The organism is Variovorax sp. NFACC27 (assembly GCF_048301545.1).
Taxonomy (GTDB): domain Bacteria; phylum Pseudomonadota; class Gammaproteobacteria; order Burkholderiales; family Burkholderiaceae_C; genus Variovorax; species Variovorax gossypii.
In genome coordinates this window covers 3,850,769-3,870,016 of record NZ_CP157613.1, presented here as the reverse complement: position 1 = coordinate 3,870,016, position 19,248 = coordinate 3,850,769, and the positions used below count along the sequence as shown (strand labels likewise).

The 19,248-nt window shown below is 69.0% G+C and carries 19 protein-coding genes; 6 read left to right on the top strand and 13 right to left on the bottom strand.

Going from position 1 to position 19,248, the window contains the following annotated elements; genetic code table 11:
* Positions 1-94: 94 nt before the first annotated feature.
* Positions 95-697 carry a response regulator transcription factor gene (locus tag ABL840_RS18170; RefSeq protein ID WP_093303213.1) on the top strand — a complete coding sequence of 201 codons (603 nt, stop codon included), beginning with the start codon at positions 95-97 and terminating at the stop codon, positions 695-697.
* A gap of 161 nt (positions 698-858) precedes the next feature.
* Positions 859-2,514, top strand: coding sequence for an ankyrin repeat domain-containing protein (locus tag ABL840_RS18165; protein WP_093303212.1), 1,656 nt, complete (start codon positions 859-861; stop codon positions 2,512-2,514).
* 127 nt (positions 2,515-2,641) lie between these two features.
* Here the strand turns inward: ABL840_RS18165 and ABL840_RS18160 are convergent, their stop codons facing one another.
* From ABL840_RS18160 to mgrA, 10 genes are all read right to left on the bottom strand, one after another.
* Positions 2,642-3,658, bottom strand: a complete 1,017-nt coding sequence (locus ABL840_RS18160; RefSeq protein ID WP_093303209.1) for an LLM class flavin-dependent oxidoreductase — start codon at positions 3,656-3,658, stop codon at positions 2,642-2,644.
* Positions 3,655-4,593 carry an ABC transporter substrate-binding protein gene (locus tag ABL840_RS18155; protein WP_418116320.1) on the bottom strand — a complete coding sequence of 313 codons (939 nt, stop codon included), beginning with the start codon at positions 4,591-4,593 and terminating at the stop codon, positions 3,655-3,657. The genes ABL840_RS18160 and ABL840_RS18155 overlap by 4 nt, the downstream gene beginning before the upstream one ends.
* 8 nt (positions 4,594-4,601) lie before the next feature.
* Complete coding sequence (locus ABL840_RS18150) at positions 4,602-5,522, bottom strand: ABC transporter substrate-binding protein (RefSeq protein ID WP_093303204.1); 921 nt, start codon at positions 5,520-5,522, stop codon at positions 4,602-4,604.
* Positions 5,523-5,557: 35 nt separating this feature from the next.
* Entirely contained in the window at positions 5,558-7,399 is a 1,842-nt protein-coding gene (locus ABL840_RS18145; protein WP_093303202.1) for an amino acid ABC transporter permease/ATP-binding protein, read from the bottom strand.
* Positions 7,396-7,941: a GNAT family N-acetyltransferase gene (locus tag ABL840_RS18140; protein WP_093303200.1), complete on the bottom strand. Its 546-nt coding sequence runs from the start codon at positions 7,939-7,941 to the stop codon at positions 7,396-7,398. Before ABL840_RS18140 ends, ABL840_RS18145 begins: the two co-directional genes overlap by 4 nt.
* A complete protein-coding gene (locus tag ABL840_RS18135) occupies positions 7,941-9,287 on the bottom strand; it encodes an LLM class flavin-dependent oxidoreductase (protein ID WP_093303198.1) in 1,347 nt (448 codons plus the stop codon). Before ABL840_RS18135 ends, ABL840_RS18140 begins: the two co-directional genes overlap by 1 nt.
* 45 nt (positions 9,288-9,332) lie before the next feature.
* Positions 9,333-10,346, bottom strand: a complete 1,014-nt coding sequence (locus ABL840_RS18130; protein WP_093303196.1) for an LLM class flavin-dependent oxidoreductase — start codon at positions 10,344-10,346, stop codon at positions 9,333-9,335.
* A 101-nt stretch (positions 10,347-10,447) separates the two neighbouring features.
* Entirely contained in the window at positions 10,448-10,939 is a 492-nt protein-coding gene (locus tag ABL840_RS18125; protein WP_093303193.1) for an AAA family ATPase, read from the bottom strand.
* A gap of 40 nt (positions 10,940-10,979) precedes the next feature.
* On the bottom strand, positions 10,980-11,177 hold the full coding sequence (locus ABL840_RS18120; protein WP_093303191.1) for a hypothetical protein: 198 nt from the start codon (positions 11,175-11,177) through the stop codon (positions 10,980-10,982).
* Positions 11,178-11,288: 111 nt separating this feature from the next.
* Positions 11,289-12,329 (bottom strand): L-glyceraldehyde 3-phosphate reductase, encoded by a 1,041-nt coding sequence (gene mgrA, locus ABL840_RS18115; protein ID WP_093195240.1) that lies wholly within the window; start codon positions 12,327-12,329, stop codon positions 11,289-11,291.
* 217 nt (positions 12,330-12,546) lie between these two features.
* Here mgrA and ABL840_RS18110 point away from each other — a divergent pair, with 217 nt between their 5' ends.
* From ABL840_RS18110 to ABL840_RS18095, 4 genes are read left to right on the top strand one after another with little or no spacing between them, the layout of a single operon-like run.
* Positions 12,547-13,602 (top strand): ABC transporter substrate-binding protein, encoded by a 1,056-nt coding sequence (locus tag ABL840_RS18110; RefSeq protein ID WP_093303188.1) that lies wholly within the window; start codon positions 12,547-12,549, stop codon positions 13,600-13,602.
* A gap of 10 nt (positions 13,603-13,612) precedes the next feature.
* Positions 13,613-14,422, top strand: coding sequence for an ABC transporter ATP-binding protein (locus ABL840_RS18105; protein ID WP_093303185.1), 810 nt, complete (start codon positions 13,613-13,615; stop codon positions 14,420-14,422).
* On the top strand, positions 14,419-15,246 hold the full coding sequence (locus tag ABL840_RS18100; RefSeq protein WP_093303183.1) for an ABC transporter permease: 828 nt from the start codon (positions 14,419-14,421) through the stop codon (positions 15,244-15,246). Before ABL840_RS18105 ends, ABL840_RS18100 begins: the two co-directional genes overlap by 4 nt.
* Positions 15,239-16,129, top strand: coding sequence for a substrate-binding periplasmic protein (locus ABL840_RS18095; RefSeq protein WP_093303180.1), 891 nt, complete (start codon positions 15,239-15,241; stop codon positions 16,127-16,129). Before ABL840_RS18100 ends, ABL840_RS18095 begins: the two co-directional genes overlap by 8 nt.
* A 16-nt stretch (positions 16,130-16,145) precedes the next feature.
* Here the strand turns inward: ABL840_RS18095 and ABL840_RS18090 are convergent, their stop codons facing one another.
* From ABL840_RS18090 to ABL840_RS18080, 3 genes are read right to left on the bottom strand one after another with little or no spacing between them, the layout of a single operon-like run.
* A complete protein-coding gene (locus tag ABL840_RS18090) occupies positions 16,146-17,135 on the bottom strand; it encodes an ABC transporter substrate-binding protein (protein WP_093303176.1) in 990 nt (329 codons plus the stop codon).
* A gap of 29 nt (positions 17,136-17,164) precedes the next feature.
* Positions 17,165-17,494: a 4Fe-4S dicluster domain-containing protein gene (locus ABL840_RS18085; RefSeq protein WP_093195245.1), complete on the bottom strand. Its 330-nt coding sequence runs from the start codon at positions 17,492-17,494 to the stop codon at positions 17,165-17,167.
* Positions 17,491-19,113: an FAD-dependent oxidoreductase gene (locus ABL840_RS18080; protein WP_093303173.1), complete on the bottom strand. Its 1,623-nt coding sequence runs from the start codon at positions 19,111-19,113 to the stop codon at positions 17,491-17,493. The genes ABL840_RS18085 and ABL840_RS18080 overlap by 4 nt, the downstream gene beginning before the upstream one ends.
* Positions 19,114-19,248: the final 135 nt, after the last annotated feature.

Genomic DNA, 19,248 nt, shown 5'->3' with positions numbered 1-19,248 from the left:
GCGGCGATCGCAATTAATACGATTGGCTTCGCTTTGATCGGTGCGTGCACCGGCTCCCCGATTGCCACCTGCATCGAAGCACCCTTGCTTCAAGATGCCCACCTCTCTTTACTTCGAAAACCCCGCCGCGCACAGGCCGCTGCCACCCGAACTCCATCTGGTGGCGGAACACGACGAACCCGATGCGCGCGCAACCAGCGCCGCTGCCGTCGCGAGCGCGTTGTGCCATCTGTTCACGAAGGCCAGCGAGCCTGAGCTCGCGTCGCTGCTGCGCTCCATCGAACAGGGCAATGCATCGGCAGCCGCGCGGCTGGCGCACGAGATCCTCAGGCCCATCGCCTTTCCCGCACAGGCGACGGCTGCAGCACCCGCCACGGTGGATGCCGACGTCGAGGCCATGCAGCACTTCGCGCCAGCAGAGGCCAACGCACTGCTGTCCGCACGCGAGCTCAAGGTGCTGTGGCTCATCTCGCGCGGCTGGAGCAACCGCGAGATCGCCGAGGCCACGCACCGCTCCATCAACACCATCGAGGCGCAGCTCAAGAGCCTGTACCGCAAGCTGGGCGTGAAGTCGCGCACCCAGGCGATCCGCGAGGCGATGAAGCACGGCTTGCTGAACTGGCGCCCGAACGGCGGCGCGCCGCAGGCGACAGCGATGAACGACGCGGAAGCAGGCCCCATCGGCCTGCGGGCTTGAGAGCCTGAGGGCTTCGCCTCGCGCTAAGATGCGGCCCGCGGTTGCAAGCCGCGCCTGGGCCCGCGGGAAGGGTTGAACCCACTTGCCTTCATTTGACGATCCACACGCCTTTTGTGCAGCCGGATTTGCGGGTCATCGGCGTCTGATGCACGGAGGTTCACATGAAGCGCATGCCCGCCCGGCCCGACCAGGGCCATCTGAAGAAGCAAGCCAAGGAGCTGCTTGCTCTCTACCGAAGCAACGACCCCGCCGCCACCGCGCGCTTTCGCGAGGCCCTTCCGGCCGCCGCGGGCAAGAGCGATGCGGAGATCGCCGCGATGGGACTGCGCCTGCACGACGCCCAGTCGTGCATTGCACGCGAATACGGCTTCGCATCCTGGGCCGACCTGCAGGGCTTCGTTCTCGCGCGACGGTCGCAGGCCGAAGACCCGGCGAAGGCAGTCCTCTACTGGCTGCGCCTCGTCTACGCGGGCGACATAGCCGGCGGCAACAATCGCGCACGGCCCGCGGCGGCCCTTCGCCTGCTCGAGGAAAGCCCCGGCCTCCTCGGCGACGACCCGAGCCTCGCCTGCGCGATCGGCGACGAAGCATCGCTGCGCCGCGCCATCGCGCATGACCCCGCCTGGGTGAACCGGCCGGGCGGCCCGCTGGCCCTGCCGCCGCTCGTGGCCGTGGCCCATTCCGGGCTGATGCAGCTGCCCGCATTTCGCGAACGCCTGCTCGCCTGCGCAAGGCTGCTGCTCGAGGCGGGCGCGGACCCGAACCAATCCGTCGGCAACCGCTGGCCTCCCGCATCCGTCGAGGCTCCCGCCGAGAACGAACGGCTCTCCGCGCTCTACGGTGCCGCCGGCCCGAACCACGACGCCGCGCTCACCAGGCTACTGCTGGATGCTGGCGCCGACCCGAACGACGGCGAATCGCTGTACCACTCGCTGGAGAACCCGGTCTGCACGAAGCTCCTGCTCGAGGCCGGTGCGCGCATCGAAGGCACGAACGCGCTCTATCGCGTGCTCGATCTCGACGACGTCGAAACGCTTCGGCTGCTGCTCTCGCACGGCGGCAATGCCAACGAACCGCCCATGGGTTCGCCCACCGCCGACTGGGGTTCGCTGCTGCTGTGGGCGATCCGGCGGCGCAAGTCTCCCGCGCACATCGAGGCCCTACTGGCGGCCGGCGCGGACGCTTCCGCCACGACGAGCGACGGCACCGGCGCCTACACCGCGGCCCTGCGCTTCGGGCTGCCGGAAGTCGCGCGCCTTCTCCAGCAAGCCGACGGTGCCGCCACGCTTCCGGCGGACGAAGCCTTCGTCGCAGCCTGCGCGCAGGGCGACGAAGCCACCGCGCGCCGCATCCAGGCGGCCCACCCGGGCATCGTCGGAACGCTTTCCGAAGCGCAGCTGCGCCAGTTGCCGGAACTCGCGGCCCAAGGCTGCGCCGACGCCGTGAAGCTGATGGTCGAGCTCGGCTGGCCCATCGCAACTCGCGGCGGCGACTGGGACGCATCGGCGCTCAACAAGGCCGTGTTCCGCGGCGACGCCGGGCTCGTCCGCTTCCTGCTGGAGCACGGTGCAAGCTGGCAGGAACAGCACGGCTTCGGTGACAACGCCTGCGGCGGCCTTTCATGGGCCTCGTGCAACGAACCACCGGACGGCGAAGGCGACTGGCTCGGCTGCGCCCAGGCGCTGGTCGCCCACGGCATGCCCGCCGCGCGGCCCGATCCCACGAGTCCTGACTGGCTGCTCGTCGGCGGGCGCCGGTACGTGTTCTCGGACGAGGTGACGGACTACCTGCTCGGCGCCTCCGCCGCGCAGGGCTGAAAAAAAGCGGGCACCAGGGCCCGCCAAAAGCCGTCCATCGGGTTGCGAGAAGCACGCAACCCGACTCCGACTCACCTCGAACTCAACTCCTTGCTCCTGCTTCCTCTCACTTCCTTCTCCGATCAGGTCAAGACGCGCGCCAACCGAGCTCCGGCGCGATGCGGCGGGACAGGTCGGTCAATATCTGCTCGTATTCCTCGCTGCTGAAGTTGTAGGGCAGCTCCACCCTCAGCTCGCTCACGTGCGGCAGCACGGGGTCGTTGTGCAGCCGGTCGAGGATTTCGCCGGAGGTGCCGACGAGATCGCCCGCGAACAGCGTGCGCCGCTCGCCCTGCGGAGCCAGCGTGCGCTCGACACGGCCGGCCGCGAACTCGCGGTAGCGCTTGCGCGTGGCCGTATCGGCGCTGTCGAGCGGAACGATCACGCGGCCGAGCGCCACCCTGCCCTTGCGCCCGTCGGTCTCGCTGGACCGGTAGCGTTCGATCAGGCCCAGCTGCGCCTGCAGGAAGTCGTCGGTGGTCTCGCCCGACAGCACGTTGCCCAGCAGCAGGTTGAATCCGTTGCGCCCGGCCCATTCGACCGAACGCAGCGAGCCGCCGCCATACCAGAGCCGGTCGACCAGGCCCGGCGCATAAGGCTGCACGCGCGGTCGCACGCGTCCGCCGGCTGACTCGACGAAGGTCTCCTCGTCGCCCAGCAGCACGTCTTCGAGGTTGGCCTTGAGCCGGCCCACGCGCTTGTGCGTGAAGTCGACGGTGTTCGGCGCCGCGTCGTGGAAGCGGTTGCCCAGCAACGCACCGTGCAGCGGCGCGCCCGCGCTCAGGCCCACCTGCAGCCTGCCGCGCGAAAGCACGTCGACCGTGGCCAGGTCCTCGGCGAGGCGGAACGGGTTCTCGTAGCCCATCTGGATCACCGCCGCGCCCAGCTCGATGCTGCGCGTGCGCTGCGTCGCCGCGGCCAGGAAGGTCGCGGCCGAGGACACGCCGCGCTCCAGGTGGCGCTGGCGCACCCAGGCCCCGTCGAAGCCCAGCTTCTCGCCGAACTCGAAGAGCTTCAGCGCGGCCTCGATGCCGGCCAGCGGATCGCCCTCGGCGTAGTTGCCCGGTGTCAGGAACGCGAGGTGACGGATGCCGGAGCTGCTCATGGAGCGAACTTCGGCAGGCCTGGCGGGTTGACCTCCGACTTCGGCAATGCCTCTTCCGTCAGGCTCCAGCGCGCGAGCGCCTTGGCGTAGGTTCCGTTGCGGATCAGGTTGTTGGCCGCGGCGGTCAGCGCCACCGCGAGGCCGCTGCCCTTGCGCGTGGCGATGGCCACGTCCGACTTCAGCGGCCAGCCCGCGTTGACCGTGCCGACCAGCCTGATCTGCCCGTTCTTCGCGGCCTCGTAGGCCTGCGGCGCGTTCGGGTTGAAGTTGGCGTCGACCCGCCTGGTGACCACGGCCAGCGTGCGCGTCACGTCATCGTCGTAGTACTGGATCTCGACGGGCTTCAGGCCCGCGGCAACGTTCTGCCGGTTCCACTCCAGCAGGATGCGCTCCTGGTTGGTGCCGGCGCCGGTCGTCAGCTTCAGGCCCGCCACGTCCTTCGGCTCGCGGATCGACTTGATGGCGCTGTCGGTGCGCACGTAGAAGCCGTGCAGGCCGAGGCGATAGGTCGAGAAGTCGAACTTCTCCTTGCGCTGCTCGGTCACGCCGACGTTGGAGATCACAGCGTCGTACTTGCCCGAGCTCAGGCCCAGCGGCCAGTCGGCCCAGGCGATGGGCTGCAGGTCGAGCTTGAGGCCCAGTGCGTCGGCGATGAGCAACGCGAAGTCGGGGTCGAAGCCGACGACCGTCTTCGCGTCGGAGGCATAGGTCGAGATGGGCGGCGCGAACGGAGCGATGGCGACCGTCAGCACGCCTTCCTTCACGAACTTGAAGTTCGGCGGAATCGCGTTGACGGCCTCGGCGTCCTTGCCTGCGCGCAGGCGGCCGCGCTGCTCGGGGCCGAAGTCGAACTTGTCGGCCGCATGGGCCGCGCCGGCCACTAGCGTGAGCGCGACGAGGCCGCGGGCGATCCAGGTGCTTTTGAAGAGATTCATGGCCATCGTCAGTTCTTCGGCAGGCCCGGCGGGTTGGTGCGCGAGGCCTCGATGGCCTCCGACTCCAGGTTCCAGCGCGACAGCGCCTTGGCGTAGTTGCCGTTCCTGATCTGCGTGTTCAGCGCCAGCGTGACGGCGTCTGCGAGGCCCGAGCCCTTGCGCGAGGTGACCGCGATCTCGGCATTCAGCGGCCAGCCACCCGAGAACAGGCCCGCGAGCTTCGTCTTGCCGTCGCGCGCCTCGTAGGCCGCGATGGCGTTCGGGCCCAGGTACGCATCGGCACGGCCCGACTGGAGCGCCAGGCGCTGCACCACATCGTCGTCGTAGTACTGGATCTCCACCGGCTTCAGGCCGGCAGCCAGGTTCTGCTTGTTCCAGCGCAGCAGGATCTGCTCCTGGTTGGTACTGGCGGACACGATCACCTTCAGGCCCGCGATGTCCTTCGGTTCCTTGATGGCTCCGAGCTTGCTGTCCGACTTGACGTAGATGCCGAGCTGGTCGTTGCGGTAGGTCGAGAAGTCGAACTTCTCCTTGCGCTCCTCGGTCACGGTCACGTTCGAGACCACCACGTCGAACTTGCCCGACTGCAGGCCCAGCGGCCAGTCGGCCCAGGCGGTGGACACCAGCTCCAGCTTGCGGCCGAGGCTGTCTGCAACAAGCTGCGCGATGTCGGGAGCGTTGCCCACCGGCGTCTTGGTGTCGGTGGCGTAGGCGGCGAACGGCAGGCGACCGGTGGTGGTACCGACGACGAGCACGCCCTCCTTCTGGAACTTGAAGTCCTTCGCGAGCCGGACGGCCTCTTCGATCTTCTGCGCGCGCGGGCGGCCGGGCTGCTCGGGGCTCAGGTCGGGCGCGGGCTGCGCCGATGCGGCGAGCGGCATCAGCAACGCGACCAGGAAGGCGGACAGGATGTTTCGGCGATGGTTCATGTGGGATGCAATGCAGTGGACGGAAAGAAGATCGATCAGAGAACCTTGGCGAGGAACTCGGCGGTGCGCGGGTGCTCCGGTGCGTTGAACACCTTGTCGGGCGAGCCGGTTTCAAGGATGCGGCCGCGCTCCATGAAGACGATGGTGTCGGCCACCTCGCGGGCGAAGCCGATCTCGTGCGTGACGATGACCAGCGTGGTGCCCGAGCGCGCCAGCTCCTTGATGACAGCCAGCACCTCGCCCACCAGCTCGGGGTCGAGCGCCGAGGTGGGCTCGTCGAACAGCAGCACCTTGGGCTTGAGAGCCAGCGCGCGGGCGATGGCCACGCGCTGCTGCTGGCCGCCGGAGAGCTGCCGCGGATAGGCGTGCGTCTTGTCGCCCAGGCCCACGCGCACCAGCAACTCCGAAGCCAGCGCCTCGGCCTCGGCGCGCGGCAGGCCGCGCACGGAGATCGGCGCCTCGACGATGTTCTCCAGCACCGTGAGATGCGGGAACAGGTTGAAGTTCTGGAACACCATGCCCACGTCCACGCGGCGCTTGAGAATTTCCTTCTCGTGCAACTCGTAGAGCGTGTCCGCGTCGCGGCGGTAGCCGATGAGTTCACCGTCGATGGCGATGAAGCCGTCGTCCACGCGCTCCAGGTGGTTGATGGCGCGCAGCAGCGTCGACTTGCCGGAGCCCGACTGGCCGAGGATCACCGTCACGCTGCCGCGCGGCACGCCCAGCGTCACGTCGTCGAGCACCTTGAGCGCGCCGAAACTCTTCGAGACGCCGTGGATCGTGACTTCGCCGCCCTGCGCGAGCTTCTCGGTCCAGCGCGGCACCTGCGCGGGAGCGTCTGCAACAGGCGCTTCTACAGCCGCGGGCACGGCCGGCGCCTTCGCGCGCCGCAGCCCCCGCAGCAGGCCCGCCAGCCTCGAGCCCGGCGGATGATTGCGCAGCGCGCCGCGCGAGAAGTGCCGCTCCACGTAGTGCTGCACCACAGACAGCACCGTGAGGATGATGAGGTACCACACCGTCGCCACCATCAGCAGCGGAATCACTTCCAGGTTGCGCCGGTAGATGATCTGGATCGTGTAGAACAGTTCGGGCAGCGCCAGGATGTAGAGATTCGACGTGCCCTTGGCCAGCCCGATGATGTCGTTGAAGGCCGTCGGCAATATGGTGCGCATCGCCTGCGGCAGCACGATGCGGAACGACTGCCGCCCGCGCGACAGCCCCAGCGCCGCGGCCGCCTCGAGCTGCCCCTGCTCCACCGAGAGAATGCCGCCGCGCACGATCTCCGAGGCGAATGCCGCCTGGTTCAGCGTGAGGCCAAGCAGCGCCGCCACGAAGGGGCTGATGAGCTGCGTGGTCGGGTACGAGAAGAAGGTGACGTCGGTGCCCGGAATGCCCAGCGTCACCGTCTCGTACAGATAGCCGAGGTTGTTGATGATCAGCAGCAGAACGATCACCGGCACCGAGCGGAAAAGCCAGGTGAACACCCACGCGAGCCGCGCCAGCAGCGGCGAACGCGACACCCGCGCCAGCGCCAGCGCGGTGCCGAAGAAGAAGCCCAGCAGCGCGCCCAGCGCCGTGAGCAGGAGCGTGCGGCCCAGGCCCTGCAGCACCGGTTCGGCGAAGAACCACTGCGCGAACACGCCCCAGCCCCAGCGCGGGTTGGTGAGCGTCGAGTGCAGCACGATGCCGATGACCAGCACCGCGAAGATGGTGCCTGCCGTGCGCGCCGGGTAGCGGGCGGGCACGACGCGGAAGTGCGAGTAGTCGCCGTTGGCGGGTGCCGGCGCGGGCGCGGCGCGCTGCGGGTGCGGCTGCGGTGCGCGAACCGGCGCGGGGCTTCGCGGCTCGGTGCCGGCGTCGAGGACGGTCGTGTTCATCGCTGCACCGCCTCGATCTGCTGCGCCACGGGACGGACGTGACCGTGGGCACGGCCGGTGTCCAGGTATTTCTCGAAGGGCAGCTTGCGCGGCGTCTCGGGATCGATGGGCGGATCGAACAGCGCGGTGTAGCCGTGGCCCAGGTACAGGCCCACGGCTTCGGGCTGGCGGAAGCCCGTGGTCAGGTAGATGCGCTCGTAGCCCTGGCGAAGCACCTGCGCTTCCAGTTCCGCGAGCACCTTGCTGGCCAGACCTTGCCGGCGCAGGTCCGCGTGCGTCCATACGCGCTTGAGTTCGGCCGTGCGCTCGTCGTGGCGCATGAACGCGCCGCCGCCGATGGCCACGCCGTCGCGCAGCAGCAGCACGAAATTGCCGCCGTGCGACGGAGCGAACGCCTCGGCCGGATAGCGCTCCATCTCGCGCGGCTGGCCCGGCTCGCGCATCACGTCGCCGTAGCGGCTGTCGTACTCGAAGGTAAGGCCCTCGATCAGCGGCTTCGCTCGCGGATCGAGCGGCGTGGTGTAGAGGAACTGTTCGCTCATCAGGCAGCCTTCTGCACTGCGGGCGCGACTTCCTGCGCCGCGTAGCGGCTCGCCTTGCGCGGCAGTCCCAGGTGGTCGCGCAGCGTCTGGCCGGGCAGCTCGCGCTGGTAGCGCCCGCGCGCCTCCAGCACCGGGATCACGAACTCGATGAAGTCGTCCAGGCCCTGCCCCAGCACCGGGAAGCCGAGGATGAAGCCGTCGGCCGCACCCTCGTCCACCCAGCGGATGATCTCGTCGGCGATGCGCTCGCCGGTGCCCACGAACTGCGTGCGCGGCGTGGCCACCTCGAGCGCCACCTCACGCAGCGTCTGACCATTGGCCTTGGCGTTCGCCTTGATGCGGTCGGTGGTCGATCGGAAGCTGTTGCGGCCGAGCTCGCCCAGCTCGGGGAACGGCGCGTCCAGCGGGTACTGGCTGAAATCGTGGTGGTCGAAGAAGCGGCCGAGATAGGCCAGCGCCTCCTCCACCGTGAGCAGTTCGCGGATGGCGCGGTACTTGGCCTCGGCTTCCTCCTCGGTGGCCGCGACCACTGGGCCGATGCCGGGAAAGATCTTCACGTCACCGGCCTGGCGGCCCTGCGCGACGGCGCTGGCTTTCACCTGCCGCAGGAAGCTGCGTGTGTCCTCCAGCGAAGGCGAATGCGTGAACACCGCGTCCGCGTACTTGCCGGCCAGACCGATGCCCGCATCCGACGAGCCGGCCTGGAAGATCACCGGCTGGCCCTGGGGCGAGCGCTGGATGTTCAACGGACCCGACACCTGGAAGAAGCGCCCCTTGTGGTCGAGCGTGTGCAGCTTGTCGCGGTCGAAGAAGCGGCCGCTCTCGCGGTCGCGCACGAAGGCGTCGTCGTCCCAGCTGTCCCACAGGCCCTGCGTCACGGCCAGGTATTCGTCGGCGATCTCGTAGCGCAGCGCGTGCTCGGGGTGCGCACGGCTGTAGTTCCTGGCGCTGCCTTCGAGCGGCGTGGTCACCACGTTCCAGCCCGCGCGACCGCCGCTGATGAGATCGAGCGAACCGAACTGGCGCGCCACCGTGAACGGGTCGCTGTACGAGCTGGAGACCGTGCCCGCGAGGCCGATCTTCGAGGTCACCGTGGCCAGCGCAGAGAGGATCGAGATCGGCTCGAAGCGATTGAGGAAGTGCGGGATCGACTTCTCGTTGATGTAGAGCCCGTCCGCCACGAACGCGAAGGCGATGCCCGCTGCCTCGGCCTTCTGCGCGGTGCGGATGAAGAAGTCGAGGTTGACGCTGGCGTCGGCCGGCCCGCCCGGATGCTTCCAGGAGTTCATGTGGCTGCCGGCTCCCTGCAGCATGACGCCGAACCTGATGTTGTTGCTGTTGCTCATGACGGTCGCTCGCTCGATGGAGAAGAGAAGGAAAGAAAGGAAGGCTCAGGCCGGCAGCGCTGCCGGTTCGCGCGCCCTGGCCAGCAGCTCGACGGACGCATGGCGCTCCGCGAAGCCGGCCACGGGGATGTCAATGACGAACTCCTCGATGCCGTACTGCTCGCTCAGCGCATCGAGCGCATCGCGCACCTCTTCGCCGGTGCCGGCGATCACGTGGGGGCGGCGTTCTTCGGTCCGGTAGTCGCTCGCGCCGGCCTGCCGTGCGAACTCGGCCGCGGCTTCGAGGCTGGGCAGGTTCACGCTCTGGCCGGTAGGCAGGTGCACGCGGAAGCTGCGCAGTGCGCCCACGAGTTCGGCGGCCTTCTCATGCGTTTCCGCCGCGAATGCGAAGAGCGCGAGCAAAGGGGCGCGCCCCGTCTCCGCGCGATAGGCTTCGATCGATCGTGCGAGGTTCACCGGGTCGCCGTTGAAATGACCCGCATAGGCGAACTGCCAGCCCAGCCGGGCCGCGAGCACCGCGCTCTCGGGGCTGCCGCCGAGCAGCACGCGCTGCGGCAGCTGCGGCGGATTGGGCGTGGCGACCGCTCCGGCCAGCGCATGCCCCGAGGCGATGCCCTCGTGCAGGAAGGCGTCGAGCTCGGACAGCCGGACGCCGAAGTCCTCGCCCTTCGTCTTCGCTGGGTCGTGCAGCCATTGAAGCGCCTTGCTGGTCAGCGGCAGGCCGCCGGGCGCCTTGCCGATGCCCAGGTCCACGCGCCCGGGCGCCAGCGAGGCCAGCACGCGGAAGGCCTCCGCCACCTTGAACGGGCTGTAGTGCTGCAGCATGACGCCGCCGGTGCCCACGCGGATGCGCGATGTCTTCGCGAGCACGTGCGCGGCCAGCACCTCGGGCGCCGATCCTGCGTAGTTCCGGTTGCCATGGTGCTCGGCGAGCCAGTAGCGCCAGTAGCCCAGCCGCTCGGCGCTCTGCGCGAGCGAGACGGTGTGCTGGAACGCCTGTGCGGCGTCGGCACCTTCGGGAATCAGGCTCTTGTCGAGCAGGGACAGCGAATACGACACGATGTGCGGCGGGACATGCCCTTGAAAGAATTCCGTCAAATTCTCTTGGGCATCGCGCGCATCGTTTGCGCCGAATTTCTATATCGATATCTGCTGAATGCTCAGTCGCGTGTGTGCGAAAGAATCAATTTCGCGGCCTCGTGCGCACCGAGGGCAGCTGTGTCGACGACGAGATGCGGCGTGCCCCACGGCACGTAGTCGTGCCGCTGCACGGCCTCCCAGGTCGGCGGCACGAGGCCCGGCACGTCGATGCTGCGCTGCTCGACGCGGCGACGGTGCTCGGCAGCATCGGAGCACACGATCTCGACCTCGACGATGCGCGAAGAGGTGTCCGCCGCGACCACGCGCCATGCCTCGCGAGTGACCGGGAGTGGATTGACGCAATCGGCCAGGACCGTCTGCCCGAGCGAGAGATTTGAGCGGGCCAGCGCATAGGCCGCGACGTAGCCGGCCGGCCCTACGTCCGCGCCGGTCGAGCGCAGCGCCTGCTCGATGGTGTCGATGCGCAGATACGCGCAAGGAATGAGCGCGGCGATCTCCCGCGCAATGGTGGTCTTGCCGGTGCCCGGCAAGCCGCCCAGGACGATCAGCATGGCCTCGCCTCCATCCGGGCCCGACGGCCCAACATGGCGCTCACCACGAATGCGGCAGCAGGGTCAGCATCGTGGCCGCGCGCAGCCGGCGCAGCGCCCTCAACGGCACATAGCCGTGCGGTGCGCGGCGCGCCAGCGCATGCGGTGAACTCGGGGGAATGCGCCATGCCTTCGCCGTCAGGTCGATCACATGGCGAGCCTGGGCGGCCGGGGAAACATGGTGGGTGCGCAGTTGCATGGCAGTGAATCGCGAAATGCTTTCTTGCGCCGATTCTGCTGGGCACCACCGCTCCTGCCAAAGACGGATTCCAAGTTTCCTGATTCGATTCGTGAATCGTGACGCGCACATTCAGGCGAAATCGGTCGAAGGCTTCTCCCACAGATTGACGCCGCCTTCCACCGCGTACTTGTCGATCTCGGCGAGCTCCTCGGCGCTCAGCGGCGCATGCGAGAGCGCGGCCACGTTGTCGACGATCTGCTCGGGCCGGCTCGCGCCGATCAGCGCCGAGCTGACGCGCGGATCGCGCAGCGTCCAGGTCAGCGCGAGCTGCGCGAGCGTCTGGCCGCGGCGTCTTGCGATCTCGTTGAGCGCGCGGGCACGCTCGACATTGGCCTCCGACAGGTGCTCCTGCTTCAGCGATCCGCCGCCGGGCCGGTTGATGCGTGCGTCGGGCGGGATGCCGTTGAGGTACTTGTCGGTGAGCAGGCCCTGCGCGAGCGGCGTGAAGGCGATGACGCCGGCGCCCAGTTCGTCGGTGGCGTTGAGCAGGTCTTTCTCGATCCAGCGGTTGAACAGGTTGTAGGCCGGCTGGTGGATGAGCAGCGGCACCTTCCACTCGCGCAGCAGCGCGGCGATCTCGCGCGTCTTGCCGGCCGAGTAAGAAGAAATGCCGATGTAGAGCGCCTTGCCCTGCTGCACGGCCTGGGCCAGCGCGGAGGCGGTTTCCTCCAGTGGCGTGTGCGGATCGAAGCGGTGCGAATAGAAGATGTCGACGTAGTCCACGCCCAGGCGCTTCAGGCTCTGGTCGAGGCTCGCGAGCACGTATTTGCGCGAACCGCCGCCCTGGCCGTAGGGGCCGGGCCACATGTCCCAGCCGGCCTTGCTCGAGATGATGAGCTCGTCGCGGTACGGCTTGAAGTCTTCGCGCAGCAGCCGGCCGAAATTGGTCTCGGCGCTGCCGTAGGGCGGGCCGTAGTTGTTGGCCAGGTCGAAGTGGTTGATGCCGAGGTCGAAGGCGGTGCGCAGCAGCTGGCGCTGCGTGGCGATGGAGGTGGTGTCCCCGAAGTTGTGCCAGAGCCCGAGCGAAATGGCGGGCAGCACGAGCCCGCTGCGCCCGACGCGGCGGTAGGGAATGGCGTCGTAGCGCTTGGAGTCGGCGTGGTAGGTCATGGGCGTGTCTTGTCCTGACGATGGATGAGGATGGAAAGGAGCCGTCGAGGATGCCCCCGCAGGCCCGGCGGGGCAAGCATTTCCACGCCGCTGTCGCACTTATCCGTCGTCGCATATGCATAGGCGGTTTTCTTCGTTGGCCCGGCGCGGGGCGCTTCCTAGCATCGGCGCTCCGCCAACTTGCAGAAAGAGCGCTCCCCCGCGGGAGCGTGCCGCCATGCCCATCGAGACCCCCGCCCTTCCTTCGCGCCGCCACGCGCTCAAGACCTTCGCCTCGCTCGCCGCCGTCGGAGGCCTCGGCGGCGCCCTGCTCGCGGGCTGCTCGCGCGAGGAAGGCGGCAAGACCGCATCGGCTGGCGGCGCCCCGGCCGTGGTGAAGAAGACCGGCGACAAGGTCGCCTTCAAGTACCCGAACAACCCCTCGTTCGATCTGATCTATCTGGCCGACGAGCTGGGCTACTTCGAGGGCACGAACACCCGCCCCGACTACGTCGGCAAGATCGCCGCACCGCAGATCATTCCGCTGGTGGGCACGGGCGAGATCGACTTCGGCAGCCGCATGGTGCCGCTGGTGATCTCCGCCATCGCCTCGGGCGCCGACCTGAAGGTGGTGGCCGCCGGCGGCAAGACGCTGCAGGAAGCGCCGCACATGAAGTACTTCGTACGCAAGGACTCGGGCATCCGCGAACCGAAGGACCTCGAAGGCAAGACCATCGGTTTCAACAGCTTCGGCGCATGCGCCGAGTTCGTCACCAAGAAGTACCTGCGCCAGCACGGCGTGGACGTGAACAAGATCAACTTCGTCGTCATTCCCGACGAGCAGGCCGAACAGACACTGGTGACGCGCAACACCGACCTGGCGATCATCCACGCGCCCTTCTCCGGCCGCGCCGACAACGCCGACCAGCTGGTGCGCCTGTGGAGCGACTACGACCTGGACGGCGGTCTCGGCGGCATGGCGCCCTACAGCGCGCACGGCCAGTTCATCCGCCAGCACCCGGAAGCCGTGCGCGACGTGGTCGCGGCGCTGGCCAAGGCCGGCAACTGGGTCAACGCCAACACCGAGGAAGCGCGCAAGCTGGTGGCCAAGCGCATCAACATGGACCTGAAGAACGTCGACCGCTATGCCTACGTCGACGACCTGGTGGTGACCGAGCCGCCGATCCAGTACTACATCGACATCCTGCAGTCCGAGGGCAAACTGGCCGCCGGCAAGGTGTCGGTGAAGGACGTGTACACGAACGAGTTCAACCCGTTCGCCACCAAGACCTGAGCACCCGCCGATGAGCATCAAGATCTCTGCCCGCGACGTGCGGATGGACTACGCGGCGCGCGGCGCGAGCGATCGCGTTCGCGTGCTCGAAGGCTTCGACCTCGACGTGCACGAGGGCGAGTTCCTCTCGGTGCTCGGGCCCTCGGGCTGCGGCAAGTCGACCTTTCTCGGCATCCTGGCCGGGCTCACCGAGCGCACCGGCGGGCGCATCGCCATCAACGGCCAGCCGCTTTCGGGCATCAACCGCAACCAGGGCGTGGTGTTCCAGGGCTATGCACTCTTTCCCTGGCTCTCGGTGCTGGACAACATCGCGGTCGGGCTGGAGATACGCGGCATCGGCAAGACCGAGCGCCGCCGCACCGCACACGAATACCTGGAGCTGGTCGGCCTGCACGGCTTCGCCGACCGCTACCCGCACGAGATCTCGGGCGGCATGAAGCAGCGCGTGGCCATCGCGCGCTCGCTGGCCTACAAGCCCGACGTGCTGCTGATGGACGAGCCCTTCGCCGCGCTCGACGCGCAGACGCGCGAGATCCTGCAGGGCGAGCTGCTGCGCATCTGGGAGCAGTACCGCAAGACCATCGTCTTCATCACGCACAGCCTGGAGGAAGCCGTGTACCTGTCGGACCGCGTCGCGGTGATGACGCAGCGGCCCGGGCGCATCAAGGACATCATCGACATCCCGCTCGCGCGGCCCCGTTCGGCGGAGCTGCGCCACACGGCCGAGTTCGCGGCGCTGCGCCAGCGCGCCTGGGAAGTGCTGAAAGACGAAGTGCAGATAGGCCTGCGGCCCAGGTCGCTCGAAGGAGTCGTGTCGTGAGCGCGGTGCTCGGCGCGCCGGTGGTCCGGTCGCCGAACCGGCTCCTGAAGCTCGCGCGCGGCTTCGGCCGGGTGGCCGAGCGCGGCATCGGCATCGTGATCTTCCTGGCGCTGTGGGAGGCCTTGCCGCGCCTGGGCATCGTGAGCGACGCCTACCTGAGCCCGCCCTCCGCCGTGATCGCGAGCATCGCGCAGCTCGTCGACACGGGCCAGCTCTGGAAGCACCTGGCGGCCAGTCTGCAGCGCTCGCTGTGGGGGCTGGTGCTGGCGAGTTTTTCGGGCGTGGTGCTGGGCCTGCTGATCGGCAGCTCGAAGCGGCTGGCCGCCATCGTCGATCCGGTGCTGCAGCTCTTCCGGCAGACCTCGGCCTTCGCGCTGTTCCCGGTGTTCATCCTGTTCCTGGGCATCGGCGAGCTGTCGAAGGTCGCGATCATCTTCTGGGCCTCGTTCTGGCCCGTGCTGCTGAGCACCGTGGGTGGCGTGAAGCAGGTCGACCGGCTGCTGGTGAACTCGGCGCTGTCGATGGGCGCGTCGCGGCGCTTCATCTTCTTCAAGGTGGTGCTTCCGGCCTCGCTGCCGTCGATCTTCACCGGCGTGAGGCTGGCGGGCGCCTACAGCATCACGGCGCTGGTGGCGGCCGAGATGATCGGTGCGCACTCGGGGCTGGGCTTTCTCACGCTGAACTCGCAGGAGACCTTCCAGATACCGACCATGTACGCGGGCATCCTGCTGCTGGCTGTGGTGGGGCTGGTGCTCAACTACCTGCTCGCGCTGCTGGAGCGGCGGCTGCTGCGCTGGCGGCGGGGGCTGAGCCTCGATGAGTGAAGCCGCCGCCCCTTCCGCCCCCGCCTCGCGTCGTCGCCGGCTCGCGCTGGCCGGCGTGTCGCTGGTCGCGGCCGCCGCGCTTGCGGGTCTGGGTGCTTCCTGGGCCTCGGGCAGCCGGCTGAGCGAACTGCCCAAGGGGCCGGTGCTGGCCAAGGCCATCGAACGCGGCACGCTGGTCGTCGGCGTGCGCCGCTACCCGCGGCCAGCGCCGCCCGAGGCACCCACGCCGCCGGAGCCCGATGGCTTCGACGCCACGCTGGCGCGCGAGCTGGCCCGCTCGCTGAACCTGAAGCTCGAGCTCGTGGGGCTGGACGTCGCCGCGCAGGAAGCCGCATTGCGCGAGGGCCGCGTCGACCTGCTGGTCGCCGGCGTGCCGACGACGGCCGCGCCCAAGGGCATCGACGCGGCACCCGGCAGCTACGACACCGGCAGCGGCCTGGTGGTCGCGCTGCGCAAGGGCCGCGTGCAGGATGCCGAAGCGCTGCGCGGCGCATCGGTCTGCGTGGGCGAAGGCTCTGGCTATGCCGGCGCGGTGTCGCTGCGCTTCGGGGCCGAGCCGCACAGCTACCCCTCTTCCGTGCACGCGGTGTCGGCCTTCATGGCCGGCGAATGCACGGCGCTGGCCGAAGACGCGGAAGTGCTGGAGCGCCTGCTCAAGAACGACGAGTGGCGCTTCTACAAGCCGCTGGCGAGCGGCCTGCGCCCGCCGTCGGATGCGGCCATCCGCCTGCCGCAGGGCGACGCCGCCTCGCGCGACTACCTGGCCGCCGCGCTGCGTCAGTGGCGCGCCGACGGCACGCTGGCCCAGGCACGCGGCGCGCGGGCGGGCAACCTGCAGTTCGAGATCACGCTGCTCAAGGACGGCTTCATCTGCCATTCCTGAGCAGCCGGGGAGCGCCTCAGGCCTGCGGGGCGCGCCATTCGGCCAGCGCGAAGTCGCGGTTCACGAGGTTCTCGGCCAGCAGGAACTTCTTCACCTCGTCGAGCAGCGCCAGCCCTTCGGGCGGATACGCAGCTTCGGGAAAGTGCGACAGCGGATGCGAGATCTTCACGATCTCCAGCGGAAAGCCGCTCACCTCGGAGTGGAAGGCGTAATAGTCGGCGCTGTTGCGGTGAATCTCCTGCAGCGCGGTCCGCCGGGCGCGCGTCCAGGCTGCGGGCAGCCCCGGCGCGGCGGCCAGCAGCTTGCCCGAAGCGACGATCACCGATGTGCCGCGCAGCGTCGGATGCTTCTCGGCCTCGTCGATCACCGGATAACCGCGCGAGGCCAGCAGCGGCCCCACGTCGATCTGCGCCGCGAAGGCCGCGATCGAGCCCTGGTCGAGCGCAGCTTCGCCGTCGCGCGGGAACATGTGGATCACCTTCACGAACTTCTGCAGACCGTTCTCGCGAAGCAGGCCCAGCACGTAGCGATGCATGTAGGAGCCGCGCGCCACGCCGATGGACTGGCCCTCGAGTTCCTTCACGCTGCGCACGCCATTGCGCGGCGTGAGCAGCCAGACGTTCATGCCCACCGCGTCGAAGCCGATGAGTTGCCCGTCGAGCCCGCGCGAGCGCGCCACCACGGCGGGCGTGTCGCCGTAGATGCCGACGTCGAGCGCGCCCGAGAGAAACGCCTCGTTGAGGTCGGGCCCGTTCGGGAAATTGCGCGTCGTCACTTCCCTGAAGCCCAGCGGCGCCAGCTCGCGCAGCAGGTGTCCTTGCCGCAACGCCCAGCCGGTGGCGTTCGCGGGCTTCTTGCCGGGGCCGATGTAGCCCAGGCGCAGCACCTGGCCGCTGCCTTGTTGCTGCTGCGCGATGGAGAAGACTGGCAATGCGCTCGCGGCGGCAGCGGCAGTCGCGGCGACGGCGCCGCGCAGCACGCGGCGGCGGCTTGGAAGATCGGACATCGAAAAGACTCTGGAGAAGAAAAACAGATTCAGTGCGCGCGCCGCAGCAGCTCGAAGCTCGCGTCGGCCGATGCGGTCGATTGCCGGCCGCGGCCCCAGCCGACGGCGCTGCGGTAGCTGCCCATCAGGGCCGCGGCGGCGGCATCGCGCTCCTCGGCCGTGGCGCTGCGGTCGGCGATGGGCGCGACGTAGAGCGCGTCTTCCGGGCAGTACAGCTCGCACATGAAGCAGGTCTGGCAGTCGTCCTGCCGTGCAATGCGAGGCGGGCCGCCCTCCACCGTCTCGAACACATTGGTCGGGCAGGCGTTCACGCAGATGTTGCAGGCGGTGCAGCGTTCGGCGCTGATGACTTCGATCATGCGGCCACCTCTTCCTTTACCGCATGCCGCTGCACCCAGACCTCGTCGAGCCCGCCGCTGAGCAGCCGGTGGCGCTGCGACGGATCGAGCTTGCCGTGCTCGCGCCGGCGGTGCATGCCGCGCGTCTCGGTGCGTTGCAAGGCGCTGCGGTACATCCAGCGCGAGGTGACGAGCATGGCTGCGGCCTCACGGGCGCGCACGGCTTCCGTCGCGGTTGCAGCAGGCGCGCTGGTGCGCAGGCGCTCCCAGAGGGCATCGAGCCGCGAGAGCGAATCGCGCAGCGCGTCGCCTTCGCGAAACCAGTTGCGCTCGTAAGGGAAGACTTCGGCCTGTACGGCGCGGACCACTTCCTGGCTATCGAAGGTCGAGGCACCGCGCGACGAGAGCGCCACGCCGCCAGCTCTCAAGACGGTGCGCTGCGATGACCGGGCACGCGCATCGCGCCCGAAGGCCGCCGCGCCCGCACCGGCCCAGAAGCCCGAGGACAGCGCCCAGGCCGCGTTATGACTGCCGCCGCCCGTGAAGCCGCCGCAGATCAGCTCGCGCGTCGCGGCGTCGCCCGCCGCGTAGAGGCCGGGCACTGAGGTGGCGCAGCTGTCGTCCACCAGGTGCAGGCCGCCGGTGCCGCGCACCGTGCCTTCGAGCCGCAGCGTCACCGGGAAGTGCTGCGTGAACGGGTCGATGCCCTGCCGGTCGAAGGAGACGAAGAAGTTGGGCTGCGCGGTGCGCATCCACGCGCGGATCTGCGCGTCGGCGCGGTCGAGGCATGCGAACACCGGTTGCGACTGCAGCGTCTGCGCGATCACGCCGCGCCCCTTCGAGGAGCCCGCGCCCTCGATCGCCACGCCGTCGGCCGTGTAGAAGGTCGCCCAGTTGTAGAACAGCGATTTGGTGACCGACGAGAACGCAGGCCCGAGCCCATAGGCGTTCGAGAACTCCATGCCAGAGAGCGCCGCGCCCACTTCGGCCGCCATCAGCTGGCCGTCGCCCGTGAGCACGTTGCAGCCCAGCGCGCGGCTCAGGAAGGCGCAGCCGCCGGTGGCGATGACCACGGCGCCGGTGCGCGCCACCCAGCTCTCGCCCGTCTGGCGGTTCACGCCGGTGGCGCCGCAGACGGTGCCGTGCTCGTCCACCAGCAGCTCGAGCGCGGGGCTGTGGTCGAGGATGCGCGCACCCGACTCCTTGACCCGCTTGCGCATCAGGCGCATGTATTCGGGGCCTTGCAGCGAGGTGCAGCGCAGCGCGCCCTGGTCGTCGGCGGGAAAGGGATAGCCCCAGTCCTTGAGCCGTTCGACGTTGACCCAGGTCTGCTCGAGCACGCGGTCCATCCATGCGTGCTCGGCGAGATGGCCGCCCATCGCGAGCCGGCTGGCCTTGGCCTCCTCGCGCGCCTTGCCTTCGGGCGACACGTGCCACAGCCCCGTGCCCGAAGGCGCGGTCGCGCCCGAGGTGCCGCAGAAACCTTTGTCGGCGAGCAGCACGCGCGCGCCCTGCGCGGCGGCGCTCACGGCGGCCCATGCGCCGGCCGGGCCGCCGCCGATCACCAGAACGTCGGCCTCGTGCCGCGCGGAGCCGTCCGCCCCGGAAAGAAGATGCCGCTCGAAATCCCTCGCGCCCATGGTCGATCGCCTCGCAGTGCAAAGACCGAGACCGTATCAACGGGCGCCGCCGCGCACAAAGAAGGAAAGCGCGCATCGATATGCGGCTTGTGCGGGCGCGGGCAGAATGCCGCCTCCGCAAGACCGAGGCAGCGA